The organism is Alicyclobacillus fastidiosus, from assembly GCF_026651875.1.
Classification (GTDB): Bacteria; Bacillota; Bacilli; order Alicyclobacillales; family Alicyclobacillaceae; genus Alicyclobacillus; species Alicyclobacillus fastidiosus.
In genome coordinates this window covers 1,190,260-1,206,432 of sequence record NZ_CP104067.1, presented here as the reverse complement: position 1 = coordinate 1,206,432, position 16,173 = coordinate 1,190,260, and the positions used below count along the sequence as shown (strand labels likewise).

Below are 16,173 nucleotides of genomic sequence, written 5' to 3'. Positions count from 1 at the left end.
GTGTAGCCTAGACGTGTGGAATGTCGCAGATGGGCCCGGATGGCATAGAATGCGTTCCGGGCTCTTCTGTGTCTCGTGATGCTAACAGCAGTATTGTCAGGCTTTGAAACGTTTATACCACTGTTTCCTATGATTTTTCACCAGACTCAAATTGTGCCACACACGGGTGCCGGGCGTCATGAAAAATTCTCTAAAACGATTTTCCCAATCGTCGATCCCGACTCGATCATCGCGTGCGCCTTGCGCAGGTTTGCCGCGTGGATAGGCGACAGCACCTCCGTGAGCGTGGTTTTTACGCGACCCGCGTCGACGAGGTCAGCCAACTGATTGAGAAGGTGATGTTGCTCTATCATGTCGTCTGTCTCGTACATCGCTCGTGTGAACATGTACTCCCACGCATATGTACCGCTCTTGCTCTTGAGCAAGTTGAGATCTAGTGGCGCTTTCGTCTCGACAATCGAGCAGATAACTCCTTGTGGCGCGAGGGCATCGGCCATCTTTCTCCAATGGTCATCGGTGGCATTGAGACAGAAGATGTAGTCCACGTGGTCGAGATTCAGTGCCTTCAGTTGCGGAACAAACGGCTCGTAATGGTTGATGACAAAGTCTGCACCATGGTCTTTCACCCACTGTTCCGAGGCGCTTCGCGAGGCCGTCCCAATGACCGTCAGCCCTGTTAGTTTGGCCAATTGTGTCGCAATCGATCCGACGCCACCCGCCGCACCCACAATGAGGATGCGTTTGTCTCGATTGACAGCGGGGTCGTCGGAAACGCCAAGGCGGTCGTATAAGCCTTCCCAAGCCGTGATGGACGTGAGGGGCAACGCCGCAGCCTCGGCAAAGCTCAGACGACTTGGCATGCGGCCGACAATGCGCTCGTCCACCAAGTGAAAGGAGGAGTTCCCTCCCTGCCGCGTGATACTTCCCGCATAGAACACGCTATCTCCTGGTTGAAACAGCGTGCAATCGGGGCCTACCGATGCGACGACCCCAGCGACATCCCACCCGAGGATCTTCAATTCTGGCTCTACTTTATCCTTCGGGGATCTCACTTTGGTATCCACCGGGTTGACTGAGATGGCCTTGACTTCCACCAAAATGTCCCGACCGGTCGGAACCGGAATTTCAACTTCGACATCGATGAGGCTCTCTTCGTCTTCAATAGGTAGATACCGATACAGCCCAACGGCCTTCATTTTCTGCACGCTTACGCACCTCCGCCTGTTCTCTGTCCCGTACCTATCATGCAGGAAACCACTTTGCGGATGCAAGGTGCGTGGTCGCTTTTAAGCCCCTCGCAAGCGCAGAGGGGCTCAAAAGGACTTCGCGATAGACAAACGGCCGTCATGCAGTTGGAGCAGGCGGCTGTGCCGCACCGTCTTGAATATTGAAGTCGTTACCGCTGGGGCCTGGGGCCGATGGCGTCGATACCTGCTGATTATTCTGGACCATAATTCCAGCCGCGCTCAGTTGCAAGTACGGGTTTGCGCCATTGACGGTGACATTGTGAAAGGACACTTCGCCGTAATTGGCGAGTGCGGTCACCGTCCCATTCACCTCCGGCGCCTCCTCAATCCATTCGACTGACGTCTGCGGACCCGTGTACTGGATGCCGCTTTTGATGAACGTCCAGCCTCGCGTCTGGTTGTGAAGGACGATTTGCCACGTGCCATCGCCCTGCTGTGCGATGGTGCTGGTCATCGCATCTGAGCCTGACACCGGGTACTCGACGGGACTGATCTCCGACTCTGCAGCGGGGAGGATTTCCCACCACGCGTAATACTGAGGTGAGCCGTTGACGATATTTTGAGCGGTGCCGGCCTGAATCAGGTTGCTATTCGTAAATCCATCGATTCCAATCCAGGTCGCCGAATACGCGTCGGAAGACGAGGGACCGACGCCGAACAGCGACGCGAACCATCGCCCGAGCCATCCCCACCAGGAGCTCGTCTGCGTGCCTGACGAGGCCTTTACCGTCGGAACATTCCACGACGCCGCGACACTCTTGTAGGTTCCGTTTACGTCACTGGCAATGGCGTATCCAGACCAGTTGGTCGAGGACCAACCGAATGACGTCGCATCTGCGATGTCAGAGGTGTCAACGATGTGTGTTTTCGGGGTGCGTTGGGGTACATGTCGGACATTTGCCATAACAAACTGACCTCCTTGTCTCACATCTCATGCATCGTATGAGTGCGTAGACAAGTCAGCCCACGACATTTACCAGTGGACAGGTGTGCAATTTCTCGGTGCGGCACCGCTTGCGAAAGGCACAAAAAAAACCGCCTTCTACTCTGAACGGTGTTCCGGTCAACTTGTACGGTTCATAACAAGAACGACGAGTATCTGTTTAGACAGATGGATAAATTGAGGGACGTTGTTGACCAACACGGACAAACGATTAGGGAACTGGTGGATGTCATTAAGAATATGGGTGGCCTCGGCTAACACAGTCGGGGTTTGTCTTTGAAAGATTGTACATTTCCCTGGACCGTGCTGACCGCGACTTTATGGAAGTGGCATGTATCATCAGAACACACGCAAATATGGATGCAAATGTAGATGGTTTAGGCAAAATAAATGGCTCAACCCACGTGATCTTTTGATCACGCAATTGATTTACTCAATACGAATCTTTTTTGTTTCTTCATGCATTTTGCTGTTGCACATCGGACATTTGGGGTTATCGTCGCTAACAAACTCTTTCCTGGACCAACAGTTACACTCTGAGCACTGCCAGATAACAGTGTCGGCGTAGACAGGCTCAGTGGCAGGTCTTCTATTATTGAAGTACAATCCACTACCCTCTTTCTGCCCAAAAGTAAAAAGCCCATGCAGAACGGAATCCGCATGAGCACCACTGTACTTGTTTAGCGTATAACGACTACGTTAGCCGCTTGTGGGCCTTTTGGACCATCAGTAACGTCGAATTCTACGCGTTGGCCTTCATCAAGTGTTCTGAAACCGTTGGATTGAATAGCGCTGAAGTGTACGAATACATCGTCGCCGCCTTCAACAGAAATGAAACCAAAGCCTTTGTCACCGTTAAACCATTTCACTGTTCCTTGTTGCAAAGTAATTCCTCCATGCGGTGCTATTACAGCACACTTCAATTTACCAGAAAAGCCGTTCCTCTGACCCAAGGGCCAAAGAGAACGGCTCATGTATCAAAAGAATGCATTCGGTATCGGATTTATAATACCACAAATTGAAACCTGTGTAAATGCGTTACAGAGAAGGACAATCCGAATGCCGTTGGTCAACGGCCTCTTCGATGTTATCGAGGGAACTTTGGGCGCCAGGCGGTGTTTTTATTTGCGTTCCTCCGTTCTCCAGATTTCGACATGGCCACTCTTGTACAATGGTGAATACGAGTATCTTTAAGCAACTTTTTATTGACGCTCAACCTTTTACATTAGACCGTATACCGGAACCATCACTCGCTCAGTACTAGGTGTCCACAAGATTAATATTCATAAAATTCTGACCGTATAGAGAGAGTGATGGATGTGGCCTTTGAACCATACAGAGTGGTTAAACAACTTGTTGAAGAGATGAGCAAAGCACCAGGGGAACGCAACTTTGTAACAGCAAAATCCCTTGGTATTTCAGAGTACGATCTGGTAATTACTTCACTGGAACTTGAGCGAAACGGATATATGATAGGCGCCCGATACGTCGTAATAGAACAGGTTACACATCCCGTTAAGGTGATTTTGAACAATGCTGAAGTTACCCCGTTGGGAGTGGATTATTACAGGAAAACAGCGCGATATAACCTAAATGCCTTCGGACGTGGTGTTTGATCTCATCAGTAGACTTGAGAACGACTTAACTGTGGTGGAGCAAGACGAAAATAGCGTGTGGATGCGGTACATCACAGACGTAATCCGTTTGACCGAAATGGGTATACTGGTTATATAATGGCTCATACAACGCGGGATGGAGCAGTTGGCAGCTCGTCGGGCTCATAACCCGAAGGTCGCAGGTTCAAGTCCTGCTCCCGCAACCAAACTTAACTTAGAGCATCTCTCCTGGGAGGTGCTTTTTACATGCCATTTAATTTAATCGGATGATGGTCGGTGAAGCGATGAGGATTTTTGTTGTCAGTTATGAATTGGATGCAGGTAGTAGTCGTCAACGTCATGACCGGGTTGTAGAAGTTATAAAGTACCAAGGAGAAGCCATTCAAATACAGCAATGTGTATGGATAGTTAAATCCATTTATGCTCATTCTGTAATTCGTGATTTTATTCAAAAGGCACTGGGTCCTGAGGATAAATTGTTTGTTGGAATGCTTAAGGGTTATTCGGCTATAGGTGATACATTCCCTAAAGACGCTGCATCGCTTATTTCATCGGTGTGGCATTCCTCTGTAGAGACGCATCGATAAGCTGTGTGACGGACTACCGAGCGAATAAATGAGAAAAGACCGCCGAAGCGGTCTCTCTCCGTAAGTCTGCTGCGGTATTGTGAATCCCTAATAGGTCATCTCCATTACACATCAGCCTCCCTACGCCAATTATTGTGTGCAAAGTTGGTGAGTTCATACGCAAGAGACGTGTTATCATATGTCCAGGAGTTGATCGAACGTGGATGAGCAGTTGCAACAAATGGAGAAGCGCATGAATGAACGCTTTGACCGCATGGAAAAGATGGTTGCGGACTTGATTGGTGTGGTCGGTAAAACTAATGCGATGGTGTCCGACGTCAAACAAGAAATGTCTAACATGCGATCTGACATCAAAGGCATGGAGGGTGCAGCTGCACTCGTCGATAAACGTTTGGACTGGCAGAGCGCGAAAATCGGCCAGCTTGAAGAAAAAGTTGCAGTGAAATAACAAAACACGCCATCCATTACGGGTGAGCGCGTTTTGTTTAGTTATGTGCCCCGGTTCTAATTGATGGTTCTTGATTAAACCCATTCCCTAATTATTACACACTGTTCAACCTTATTCCATTGTCTCTCCGCCATGTTGGTCTGCCCAGGAGGGTCCAGTTGGGTTTCCTTGATCGTCCGTCTGAAACGCCTGCGTTTGGAAGGCAAGGAACGTAGCAACCCATCGTTGATCCTTGGGGAAGTAAACCAATAGGCCGCCATCTTGGTACGTTCCGTTATCCCTTTCGTACGGGGAAGCATTTCCCTGGTTCATGTGAATATCATGAATCCCTTGTGTTGGCAGGTTTTCACGCCGATCCTGTGCATCGGAACGCGATTTATCATTAAAATATTGACCGAACGCGAAGACGGACGCGTTTTCCGTTTGAGCGGATGAGGCAACGGTACCGATGAACGCGTCGAGATCGTTTTGTGAAGGCCCATCCATGGGCAAAGGTTTCATCGCGGAGGTGTCAAACAGGGACTCCCTTAGATAATCCAGAGCATCGGAATTTGCGTTACTCTCCAGCGGTGTGAAACATCTGGAAATTCTCGTTTGCATAGTACAACACTTCCGATCCGTCCTGCGATAGCACGTTGACATCAACTTGATACTCTTGATTGCTGTTGTCCGCCAAAATAATTATGAAGTGGGGAGACTGGGTTGAGCCGGGCGTGTACCGTACAACTTGCCCACGAATGACACCATAGTTTTGGATAGGCATGAATATTTCAGCTTTCGAATGAATTTACTGTCTTTGCTCATACATTTCGCTAATCCACGCATTTTCCTGACGGCTAATCAGTGTGAGTCATCCAGTTTGTCCCCTCTAGTTACCACTTGGAGTTATTGTTTTTCAGTGCTCATTTGGCAGCGGGAAGGGTAGATATACTCGGTATGCAATTCTTTCAGACGGCAATTCTTCGGCGGCATTTGTCCCCATGAGGCGGAACGTGTAGTAAGTACAGCGTATGTACCGTCATCCAAGAATAAACAGACAGACACAGCACCCGATTTAAATGAGCAGCAACTTATAAAGGTGGCCAACTCGTTTCAATAGGTGTCAACCACCGACCGATATTCACTGTAGGTGTTGTTCGGCATGTACAAATTACGAGTTGCAGCACCAAAAGGTTAGAGCCTTGTTCAATAGCCTCTCGGTATTGGATGGTTAGAAAATTACATGAACCAGATGAATTTCCAGAAATGAACTGGTAACCATCGGCTTCATGGTTGTTCGACAAGGTTCCTTGAAAAAGGGTATAGCAAACAAAGCGATGACGATGGGATTTTTAAAAACTCAACTTTCGCAGGCCAAAACAGGGAGATATGCCTTGATATAGCTGGGTAAACCGTCGATCCACCGCTGTAGTTGACTGCGAATCAGTTTCGAGAGTCGTTTGCCTGCCTTCTTGGAAACATCATTTACAAGTTCAACCAATTGGCTCAATGCGATGGCCCAGTCCAGTTCGCTCACTTCGTCGCAGAGCATTAGAAATAGATTCCCCAATGTACGGTTGTCCGTGCTCTGGCGGTGCTGCCAAGCTAACAGAATATACCGTGAAAAGACAATCGTCGTGTGGCTGATGAGCATGTCATAGGAACGTCCTTGAAACTCTTTCTGCAGACGCAGTAATGATTTTGTGCATTTGAAGAACACTTCAATGTCCCATCGAATGCCGTAAATCTGTACGATTTTCTCGACCGTCAGCGTCGTATCTGTAGACAGGATAGCCAGCCATTCCTTCTTGTTGGTTCGGTGACGAACGAACACCATTTTGATCGGGATGCCTGGGCGCAGTTGAGTATGTATGGACCTTAAGATTCCTTTCTTCGTACTTTGAACGGGCGTAGCAGCGTAGTACAGCTCTTGCAAGGACAGGCACCGTCCGTCGAGTAAATATCGTTTGTTGTCCGCCTTGACCATTCCGATGACGTCCAGTCCCCTATCCAGCACGGCTTGAATCAACGGAGCGTGCGTGAACCAACTGTCCATCAATACGTACGAGGCATTCATTCCAGCAGACAGAGCACGGTCAATCATGGCAGGGATGATATCTGGGGCCGGGAGAAGTGATTCCATTCTGCGTTTGTATCCGTGAGTGCGTTTATCAATCGATTGACCCAAGCCTTGAATCTGCGACTTGACGGAACTGAGGAGAGAAAAGTCCACTGGGACGAATGTATGACCGTCAGACCAGCCTAACGTCAACATACGAAATCCCTTGTAGTAGCAATTCCGTGCATGGTCTTTGAATCGAGCCAAGAGTTCCACGCACTTACTCCTGTTCCGCTCATACATGGAGTCATCGACAACGAATACGCTGACACGCTTGTCAGATGTTAACGAACTGGTTTTGTTCACGGCCTCCACACTGAGCAATAGGAGAAAGCGTCGCCATGCAAATCCGGCATGATTGAGAAAACGGTACACAGCATCCTTGCCAGGATATGATTCTGACTTTGCGCTATCAAGAAATTGAAACCAGTTTCGATGATGGAAGATGAGCACAAACACAAGCTGGAATAGGTAGGAACACGCAACCCCAAACCTCTTGGTGATGCCAGCATTACGCAGATGCTTAAGGACCTTTAGTTCTTGAAAGGCAGGACGAATTTCGACAGGCAATTGATTGTTGTTTTCCGTCTCATAACCTATCATATAGGAGAGCACCTCTTCCGGTATGGTAGTGTTTGGTCGCATTTACTATACCAAAGGAAGTGGTGCTTTTGATTTGTCAACGCTAATATTCTAATCCGTTCAAGTCTTTACGCCACAAGGGCTAGCTACACATTTCACTCTGCGAAAGTTGAGTTAAAAAGTCATCGCTGGAGATGGTATGATTGGGGTGTTCTCAAGCTGACAAGAGCATTGGCTTTAGGTCCAGGTTGCTCTCTTGGTACCAAGCGTCAATGTGTTGACACATTTCAATGCCATAGACCCGGATGGTCCACATCATGGTGCTGCGATGCTTGGCGGCTTCGAGGTGGTAATCCTCTTTTGCTCGCTTGTTGCTGCGTTCGCAGGTGGTTCTGCGTTTGTAGATATTGGTCCACTCGTTGCTGTTGCGAGCGACGGGTGGAAACAAGCGGGGATTATCCTTGGTGTATGTGTGGACACATCTTCCGTAAGGTGAAACGGAGCATGGCGTGTCACATGTCACCACTCCCTTTACGACAAGCGGACAGTGATATTTGCGACGGGCTCTTGAGCTGTCGTATCCACGGTCTCTCATCTCCAGCCCTTTCTTGCAAATCGGAACCCCATTTCGAGAGATCATCATATCGTCTTTGTATTTCTTGTTGCCCGTGTTGCGCTGATTCATGTCGATGAACGGTGTAATCTTTTGTGACCTTAGATACTCGTAAATCGCCATGGCATCATGTGCAGCGTCAAGAAGAACTCTGTCCCAGGTGTATTCTCGGAAGTATGCCTTGAACTCACGGGCACTCACGACCCAAGATGTGGCATCGTGTCGGGAAGCCCTTTGTAGCCTAGGGTAAATCGGTAGGTCGTAAGGGCTATCCGCAGCGACAAGGCTGTATAAGTGGTAGCCGAAGTAAAACTTATTTCGGTAGCTGTCCCAGCCCATGTCGCAGTCTGGTTGTGAGAACTGGCGATGACAGGAGCACTGATTTTTTCCCTGGTCACGACAGGAACAAATTCGCTTGCTACGAATCTGGGCTGCTGTTTGCACGGGCATACCGTCACCAGCGATGGACAGGGCATGTACATTTCCTAACAAACCAAGTGAAGAGGAGACAGAGAGAAATTGTTGTTGGAAGAGGCGAAGCAGCACGTCAAAAGGCTGTGAACGAATGGCTGTACGTCTTTGCAATTGAGATATGAGTTTGGCAATTCTCTTTGGATTGGTAGTGGGCGCCTTTTCTCCCTTTTTTCCTCTCTTGGGTTTCTTTCGACTAAGTCTTCGCCTAGATGCAATGTTGGGAGAAACGTGATTCCATAGCCGCCCAAAGAAATCGTAGAACGTACCTACGCCCGGGGTGTGACCATACTCAAAACCACTGAGGATAGCGTATAACGGGCAGCGGCGGAGCTGGTTCACCCACTTCGTGATGGATGGTTCTCCAACCTCAAGCATGAGAAGGTAGGAACGGAGTAGGTTCGCAGGGTCAATGGATTGGGGACCACGACACGAGTAAGTACCTTTGACGCACTGGAAGGTGTCAGAGAGATCTGTGACCCAAAATTTTGCTACGAGCGCCCAGTCTTTGGCGATGAACAACAGTGAGCCATTCGAGTAGTGCAGGCGAAGACGTTCCTCAATGAACGATTGATACTGTTGGTGAGACCGAAGGATAGGTAACATAACACAACCCCAATATGGATGAGATAGGACGGCTAAGCCCTTCTCGGTGATTATTGGGATGATTCCAAAAAGTCAAGTGTTATTTGATGTTCCAGCATAATTTGTTCCGAATTCGTATTTGAATTTCCAATTCAGTACCCTCGGCATATGGAGGGAACGTGGGGGCAAATGAAAATCTCTCTAGGTCCAAAACCTTGAGAGACCAATAAAAACCAAATGCCGAGAGGCTATTTCAGTTAAAGGGGCGAGAATTGAAAAAGCTCATCCATCGCTGGGTGCATGGTTATTCAGTCCAATGACGGATGCTGTAATGTCGCTTAGGGGCAGGATAGTTTAATAAAAGACCACGGACGTAAAGTGTCCGTGGCATGGTCAAACGCTATTAGTTCTTTTGGCAAATGTATAAACCGTGTGAACTGATCCCCAATATGCTTCTTTCTCTACAAGTTTGAAAATGATAATCCAACCAGGTATTAAACTCATTTTCCCCCAAGTTATCGATGGAATCCTGTATCGTGTGGCTGATGCCATCGGTTCCAACGTGATCAACAGTACGCACACCGTAGTTCATCAAAAGTCCTTCGATTTCTTTAGGGCTTGTAAAATATGCGTCTGTCCAGAAGCAATCCTCATCCCCATCTAAAATGACACCGTTGTTAATTACCTTATTGACAACACTTGGGCGGATGAATTGTGGGGTTCTTGTGGTCAGCATAGGTATTATGGAGTATTTATTTATATACGCAATAGCCAGATGTCCACTGCTTTTCAATACCCGTAAGCATTCTTTCAAGCATTTATCCCGTTCGGTATCATCTATAATGTGATAGAGCGGACCAAAACACATTACACAATCAAATGTTTCGGATTCAAATCGGCTCAAATCAGTTGCATTTTCAACATAAGCCTTGACTTCTAACTTAGTTTCATCACTTCTGTTTTTGATTTCGTCGATGTGTTTAGGAGTAATATCAACTGCCGTAACCTTATGTCCTCTTTCCGCATAATAGAACGAGTAAACCCCAGTTCCCGCACCTACATCGAGTATTTTTGCACGTTGCGGTAAAATCTGATTTAAGACATAAGTACTTGTTAGAAATTCAATTCGTCTGGAATTTCTTGAGAACCTTGAACCCTCATCAATCATTTGATAGTAATTCACAATGCTCTCCATGCACGTTCCTCCCGCCCTTTTGTGTTCAGATCCCATTTTAGGATTTGAATTGGTGATTTATTGCGGAACTTGTCAAACTAAAGGGGCATGCATTCCATAGCACTGCGGCGTAAACTGTATGAACATACATCTAAGCGCAGTTCTATTTTATTAAACATCAGGGCAGGATAGTTCAGTGCGCCATGAGGCGCTATGTATTGAAGCCGCAACAGTGCGGTTGGCGGGTACCTCATCCCGCCAAGGCTAGGATGGCATGCGTTGGGTTTGAGCAAGCCCAGGGTGTGAAGCCCATCTAACAATGTACCCGTGAGGGAGAATCGACCTCCCAAGATGCGGGGCTAGCCTCGAAGAACTGCTATGGTCAGCGAAAGCGAAGCCATGTCTGAAGCGTGGTCAACTGCAACACTCGAAATCGTCGGATGATACGAGTGGTTGGAATGAGCGTGGCACCCTTGAACTTGGTGTCCCGACCCGGACTCTCCGGTGGTCAGGGTCAGTATAGAGGTGCAACTCCCTGAATCTTCCCCGCGTATAGTGGCGACCTAAGGCAGCGAGACAACGCATAGCGAACATGGGAACCGTTACATTCGTCCCAAACAGGATGGACAGCTACGTTGAAGTGAATGCAACGGGACGGAGGAATCGTAGTAGTCCGAGATGGATAATGACCATTACATGGCGAAGGGTTCCAGTTTGAAGTAGGTGCGCGTGAGTAAAGTAGGGCTCCCCCATAAGGGAGTGATTGCGATTTCTACCATCACTCAATCCTCCGCACAGGAGAGAAAGAGATTCGAAACACAAGCGCGCCTTGCACGCAGGTCTTTGGCACAACGACCATTCTCAAGACTGCATCACTTACTGAGATGGAATGTCTGGATTGATCTCTCCATTGCGAGAGTACTGAGAAACTCGGGTGCACAAACAGCCGGCGTAGACCACAAGACAAAATGGGATTATGCCACACAAGAGGCTTGGCAAAAGCTTCGGGAAGATGTGAAACAAGCACTCCGACTGTACGCATCGAGTCCAGTCCGGAGGGTGTACATCCCGAAGAGCCACAAGCCGCATGAAAAGAGGCCGCTTGGCATTCCAACCATTGTCGATCGCGTGGCCCAAGATGTTGTCCGCAGCATTCTAGAGCCGATTTACGAAGGCAAACAGCACCCACACAGTTATGGGTTCCGACCATACCGTTGCACCCACCATGCCATTGAACGCATTCGCTTTCTCATCGGTCGGCACCGCTACTGCTGGGTGATTGAACTCGACATTAAAGGATTCTTCGACAACGTAGACCATGAAATCCTGCTAAGTATCTTACGACGGAACGTTCACGACCGCCGTCTGATACGGGTCATCCGCAACATGCTCAAAGCAGGCCTCGTCTACGAGGGAGAATTTGAAGAGACAGAGCTCGGCACACCGCAGGGCGGCATTGTGAGCCCGTTGCTTGGGAATGTGTATCTGAATGAACTGGACGAATTCATTGCAAACAAATACGAATACCTGTCGCCTCGCGAACGACGAAAAGCGCAAATTCCCTGCTACATCGTGAGATACGCAGACGATGCAGTGATTCTCTGCAGGAGCAAAGAACACGCCGAGATACTGAAAGAAGAAGTTGCTCAGTTCTTAAATGAAAAACTTCGGCTTCAGCTGTCTGCAGAAAAGACACTGATAACTCATGCAGATGCCGGTCTTGATTTCCTCGGATTCAACATCCGACGATGGAAACGGCAGGGGCAAGAGCGAGTACTCGTTAAACCGAGCCGTAAGTCAATTCAGCGATTCAAGCGAATGATGGCCAAAGATTCGCGGGCATTCTGGATGGCCCCAGGTCCGGCAGTTGTCGCCACGTTGAACCGAAAAATCCGAGGCTTCGCGGAGTACTTCCGACGAGGGAATTCAAAAGATACCTTTCTGACCCTCGACTCTTATCTGTGGTGGTTAGTGTTCCAACGACTCAAACAAAGAACAAGAGAGCCGCCGGGCGTTGTGGCTAGACGGAACCAACACCGCTACAACGAAGCCGCCAACCTTCCATACCACAGAAAATCCACAGCGAAACACTTTGGGTTCAAGGACAGCGATGGAAATGTACACATGCTCGATAAGTTTGGGTTCTACAAGATAGAGTATCCGGATAAATGCTCTCAAAGGAATCCATATGTTTCTGAAGACCGAGAATGGCTTGATGGGAACCGTAAACTTCGAGCAACGATGAAAGTCCAGCGAGCCAGATACATAGCGAGATTGTACGGACTACCGGAAAATTGGGTGTATTACCGGCAATCTGTGATGAATCGGCAGAATGAGCGATGCGCGGTGTGTGCTTGTAAACTGACGGCACGCAACGTATACGTTGATTATTGGCCCGGAATTGCAGGAGATGTGTGGGGTAATAAGGAATCCATACCAGACTACTTCGTAGCCTTATGTCTGCCCTGCCATAGGCGACAACAGCGGCGGCGAAACAGAATTGTCACGGGTCAGACCGAACCATGTGCAACCTAAGACTACTTCAAATGGAGAGCCGGATGCGTTGAAAGGCGCAAGTCCGGTTCGGGGAAGGGCTCGGGCGTCCAACTACCTCCTGAAGGAGGTGGGTCGGCCCGGGCCTATTCTACATATCAAACTCACCCTACATACCGCCACTCCAAGGACTTGGCGCTTTGCCATTGAATAATCGTATGGAGAAGGGCGTGTGATTAATAGTGAAAAAAGGTTTGATACCAAGCATTACGATTGCTTGTCTTGCTTTAAGTGGTTGCTCCGTTACACCGAATCATAACCCTCAGTCGAACCATTATGCTGTGTCGTTCGCCATCGACAACGGTCCGAGCTTTCTGTCCTCCCCAAAATCACAGTATCAAACTCAGTTTAGGGTAAATGTGTCCGACTGGAGCCAGAACTATGACCAGAAGGATTGTGAGGTATTCCTGATCGTCACAAACAAAGACGGAGCCACCGTTAGTGATATAGAAACTGACAATGCCGACAACTTCGCATACGGTGGATGGTTTAATCCTACTGTTGAAAATGCTTCATTACAATCGTTGGGGGTTCAGCCCATTCAGACGGCAAGAGTTGCAAATAACTGGTTTAATGTGGTGAACACCACTCAAGCCACTGCGAGATTTACTGCACGTACCAATAAACCAGTCAATCCGAAAGATTGGCGATTCGTTATTATGGCGATTCAGGGTAACCAAGGCGGAGCTAAGGTGCTGTGGACAAAAGTTGTGTCACCGTCTTAGCCCGATAAATAGATCTTGGGGCGTAAATACAGTAAGAGTCAGTCAACGGGGGCATTAACCCCATACCCCACAAGCTTTTGAATGCGTTTGTGCATGGATATACACTTTCTCGCACCGATGTCTTGTGCCGTTAGTGGGCAGGTTAGTCCCATAAGAACATCCCAAATTCTTTAGGTAATGGAGGGGGCGAGTGAAGGACCAGTTGCTTTCAATATATTGAACATAAGTTTCCAGGCTTACGTCATGACATTCATTTGAGGTTTGAACTCGGAGAACCTTATCATAACTAAATGAGGTTTTTATTGAAACTCCTTTATGTTAGTTGTAGAAAAACGACTGCCCAAGGCTATTATAGACCGTTTAAGACATTCCCATATTTTTTAGATCATTATATATCTAGTTCTGGCGCGGATTGCTCAAATACTTTGGAGACAATGACTAAATTAATTTGCAAACGCAAAAAAAGGATGCCCCTGAAAGATCATATCAGGAACACCCTTGTTAATCGGGACTATTTCTGACTTTGCTGCTTCTCCATATAACTGCGCATCCGGACCATATACTCGGGTGCGTCCATCGGATCGCTGGCGATCATTTCAATGATGCAGAGTCTTCCGGCATGTTCCTTTTCAGCTTGGGTTAAAGCTCGATCAAGCTCTCCATTCGTCCGGACTGTCATGTTAAACGCATCGCCTCCAAATACTTCAGCGAGCTTGGTGTAAGACCAGCGCGGGATTTGGTTATATCGCTGATCCTTTATCTCTGTTTTGACATTCAAATATTTCTCGATGGTATAACCATCGTTGTTCAAAACCAAGATAATGGGCTTACAGCCATAATAGAGCATGGAGCTGATTTCCTGGGCTGTGAGCTGTAGGGAGCCGTCCCCCGTAAAAAGCAGCACCCGACGGTCTGGCGCGGCGATACTAGCACCGTACGCTGAGGGTGTGGCGTATCCGATTGACTGCCAGCCTCCTTGTGCAATATATGTTACATTGCGCGGCAGTCTGACCTGCGCCATCCCATAGTAGAACGATCCGGTCTCGGCGATGACAATATCGCCCTCTTTCAGCATCTGCTGAAAACGGGGATAATAGCCGGCCGCATTCAGCGGTTGGTCAACACTGCCGGTGATTTGGTCGTACGGGAATGACACATTTCCTTGCACTCCTTGGCCCCTGTACCCCAATCCCTGTACCGAAAGCAGCATGTCGGCTGCCAATACATTCGAATATTCCGCTTCAGCGACCTTGACCATGTCCGGTTGAATATTAACCGTTACCAGCGGATTTAGCTTTGCGGTGAACGTTGCGGTGTTAATGTCTGACCATACCATGCCGACCGCAATGACACAGTCAGCATTTTCTACCGTCTTTTGAACTAAGGAACTACCAAAAGCTCCTTCATACATTCCGATATAGTTGGGATGGGTCTCGTCGAATGCTCCCTTGCCTGACATCATCGTCACAACAGGAACGTTCATGGCGTCGGCCAGCTGGCGAACCGCTGTCTGAAGGCCGAAACGCATCGTTTTGAGGTCGACTAGAATAACCGGGCGGTGGGCACGCTCCAGTAGTTGGCGGACATGATCTGCTGCTGCCTGAAGGGTTTTCAGGCTGGACGTTGGACGTGTCGGTTCCGGCTCTTTCCGGATGTTGATCGGCTTGGTCACTAAATCATCGGCTACAACCAGGTATACCGGCTTTTTCTTTTCCTTCGCAATGCGAATCGCGGTCGGAATTACAATCTCGGCGTTTTCCGGCGTGAGCACTGCGGTATAAGCCGTAATCTGCTCATACACTGTTCGAAAGACATTAAAATTTCCGTCCATTAGAGTGTGGTGCATCAGCTTGTGCTCCTTTTGATCCTTCTCAGGAGGCGCCCCCACAATGTGAATCATCGGCACATTCTCGCTGTTGGCACCAGCTATTGCATTGCAGGCACTGAGTTCCCCTACTCCAAAGGTCGTAATAAGAGCGGCTATGCCTTTGATTCTTGCGTAGCCATCCGCCGCATAGCCCGAGTTCAGTTCGTTCCGTCCATTGATAAACCGGATGCCGTTATACCGTTCCAGCGTATCTAGCAGTGTAAAATTATAGTCTCCGGGGACACCAAAAATTTCAGTAATGCCCTCCAGCTTCAGGCAATCGAACAAATACTGGCCAAGTGTTTTTTGAGTCGTTCCGGATTGCGAGCCAGAGCCGCTCACAGCCATCATGTTTCCCATCGATTGTACACTCCTAAGGATTTATCTGTATGATATTAACCTTTTATTGGACCGGTTATTCGGCGTTCAAGCGATTAGGGATGTTCTATTTATAAACACTTTTGTTGTTGTACATCTGAGCAGGAGTGTGCAAGTGGTTCTCTGACAAAGAGCAACCTGGCAATCCTCGTAGTACGGACAGTTCTCATTCGTCTAGTAGTGTGGTTATTGAACAACGGGGGCGTAAATTCTATAAGCTCTGCTGCTTCACGCTGTATGAACATACAGCGACGGATCAACAGGCTTTATGGCACTATTGGGCAGA

The 16,173-nt window shown here is 48.3% G+C and carries 13 protein-coding genes, 1 tRNA gene and 1 pseudogene; 6 read left to right on the top strand and 9 right to left on the bottom strand.

Features of this window, described 5'->3' with window-relative positions:
* Positions 1-176 precede the first annotated feature (176 nt).
* From NZD89_RS06165 to NZD89_RS06150, 4 genes are all read right to left on the bottom strand, one after another.
* Positions 177-1,196 carry a zinc-binding alcohol dehydrogenase family protein gene (locus NZD89_RS06165; RefSeq protein WP_268008405.1) on the bottom strand — a complete coding sequence of 340 codons (1,020 nt, stop codon included), beginning with the start codon at positions 1,194-1,196 and terminating at the stop codon, positions 177-179.
* A 148-nt stretch (positions 1,197-1,344) separates the two neighbouring features.
* Positions 1,345-2,151 (bottom strand): G1 family glutamic endopeptidase, encoded by an 807-nt coding sequence (locus NZD89_RS06160; protein WP_268006872.1) that lies wholly within the window; start codon positions 2,149-2,151, stop codon positions 1,345-1,347.
* A gap of 468 nt (positions 2,152-2,619) precedes the next feature.
* Complete coding sequence (locus NZD89_RS06155) at positions 2,620-2,796, bottom strand: cold-inducible protein YdjO-related protein (RefSeq protein WP_268006871.1); 177 nt, start codon at positions 2,794-2,796, stop codon at positions 2,620-2,622.
* Between the two features lie 74 nt (positions 2,797-2,870).
* On the bottom strand, positions 2,871-3,074 hold the full coding sequence (locus NZD89_RS06150; protein ID WP_268006870.1) for a cold-shock protein: 204 nt from the start codon (positions 3,072-3,074) through the stop codon (positions 2,871-2,873).
* A 435-nt stretch (positions 3,075-3,509) separates the two neighbouring features.
* On the opposite strand from NZD89_RS06150, the gene NZD89_RS06145 reads away from it, so the two are divergent.
* The 4 genes from NZD89_RS06145 (at position 3,510) to NZD89_RS06130 (ending at position 4,841) form a co-directional block, all read left to right on the top strand.
* The gene (locus NZD89_RS06145) at positions 3,510-3,806 is read left to right on the top strand and encodes a hypothetical protein (protein WP_268006869.1); all 297 of its coding nucleotides are present in this window, start codon (positions 3,510-3,512) and stop codon (positions 3,804-3,806) included.
* Positions 3,807-3,936: 130 nt separating this feature from the next.
* Positions 3,937-4,012: transfer RNA gene (locus NZD89_RS06140), tRNA-Met, on the top strand.
* Positions 4,013-4,072: 60 nt separating this feature from the next.
* On the top strand, positions 4,073-4,393 hold the full coding sequence (locus tag NZD89_RS06135; RefSeq protein WP_268006868.1) for a hypothetical protein: 321 nt from the start codon (positions 4,073-4,075) through the stop codon (positions 4,391-4,393).
* A gap of 199 nt (positions 4,394-4,592) precedes the next feature.
* On the top strand, positions 4,593-4,841 hold the full coding sequence (locus tag NZD89_RS06130) for a hypothetical protein (RefSeq protein ID WP_268006867.1): 249 nt from the start codon (positions 4,593-4,595) through the stop codon (positions 4,839-4,841).
* A 111-nt stretch (positions 4,842-4,952) separates the two neighbouring features.
* Here the strand turns inward: NZD89_RS06130 and NZD89_RS06125 are convergent.
* The 4 genes and pseudogenes from NZD89_RS06125 to NZD89_RS06110 form a co-directional block, all read right to left on the bottom strand.
* A pseudogene (locus tag NZD89_RS06125) lies at positions 4,953-5,604 on the bottom strand (DUF2278 family protein).
* A gap of 576 nt (positions 5,605-6,180) precedes the next feature.
* A complete protein-coding gene (locus NZD89_RS06120; protein ID WP_268004608.1) occupies positions 6,181-7,542 on the bottom strand; it encodes an IS4 family transposase in 1,362 nt (453 codons plus the stop codon).
* Positions 7,543-7,735: 193 nt separating this feature from the next.
* The gene (locus NZD89_RS06115) at positions 7,736-9,211 is read right to left on the bottom strand and encodes a transposase (protein WP_268006866.1); all 1,476 of its coding nucleotides are present in this window, start codon (positions 9,209-9,211) and stop codon (positions 7,736-7,738) included.
* Between the two features lie 382 nt (positions 9,212-9,593).
* A complete protein-coding gene (locus tag NZD89_RS06110; protein WP_268006865.1) occupies positions 9,594-10,385 on the bottom strand; it encodes a class I SAM-dependent methyltransferase in 792 nt (263 codons plus the stop codon).
* A 708-nt stretch (positions 10,386-11,093) separates the two neighbouring features.
* Between NZD89_RS06110 and ltrA the strand changes: the two genes are divergently transcribed.
* Positions 11,094-12,899 carry a group II intron reverse transcriptase/maturase gene (ltrA, locus tag NZD89_RS06105; RefSeq protein ID WP_268005262.1) on the top strand — a complete coding sequence of 602 codons (1,806 nt, stop codon included), beginning with the start codon at positions 11,094-11,096 and terminating at the stop codon, positions 12,897-12,899.
* Between the two features lie 200 nt (positions 12,900-13,099).
* Entirely contained in the window at positions 13,100-13,642 is a 543-nt protein-coding gene (locus tag NZD89_RS06100; protein WP_268006864.1) for a hypothetical protein, read from the top strand.
* 511 nt (positions 13,643-14,153) lie between these two features.
* On the opposite strand, the gene NZD89_RS06095 is transcribed toward NZD89_RS06100, so the two are convergent.
* On the bottom strand, positions 14,154-15,869 hold the full coding sequence (locus NZD89_RS06095) for an alpha-keto acid decarboxylase family protein (RefSeq protein ID WP_268006863.1): 1,716 nt from the start codon (positions 15,867-15,869) through the stop codon (positions 14,154-14,156).
* Between the last annotated feature and the right edge of the window lie 304 nt (positions 15,870-16,173).

Excerpts from the sequence above, each read along its gene's own strand:
- NZD89_RS06095 (WP_268006863.1), bottom strand. The coding sequence starts at position 15,869 with ATGGGAAACATGATGGCTGTGAGCGGCTCTGGCTCGCAATCCGGAACG.
- NZD89_RS06160 (WP_268006872.1), bottom strand. The coding sequence starts at position 2,151 with ATGGCAAATGTCCGACATGTACCCCAACGCACCCCGAAAACACACATC.
- NZD89_RS06135 (WP_268006868.1), top strand. The coding sequence starts at position 4,073 with ATGATGGTCGGTGAAGCGATGAGGATTTTTGTTGTCAGTTATGAATTG.
- NZD89_RS06115 (WP_268006866.1), bottom strand. The coding sequence starts at position 9,211 with ATGTTACCTATCCTTCGGTCTCACCAACAGTATCAATCGTTCATTGAG.
- NZD89_RS06165 (WP_268008405.1), bottom strand. The coding sequence starts at position 1,196 with ATGAAGGCCGTTGGGCTGTATCGGTATCTACCTATTGAAGACGAAGAG.
- NZD89_RS06120 (WP_268004608.1), bottom strand. The coding sequence starts at position 7,542 with ATGATAGGTTATGAGACGGAAAACAACAATCAATTGCCTGTCGAAATT.
- NZD89_RS06110 (WP_268006865.1), bottom strand. The coding sequence starts at position 10,385 with ATGGAGAGCATTGTGAATTACTATCAAATGATTGATGAGGGTTCAAGG.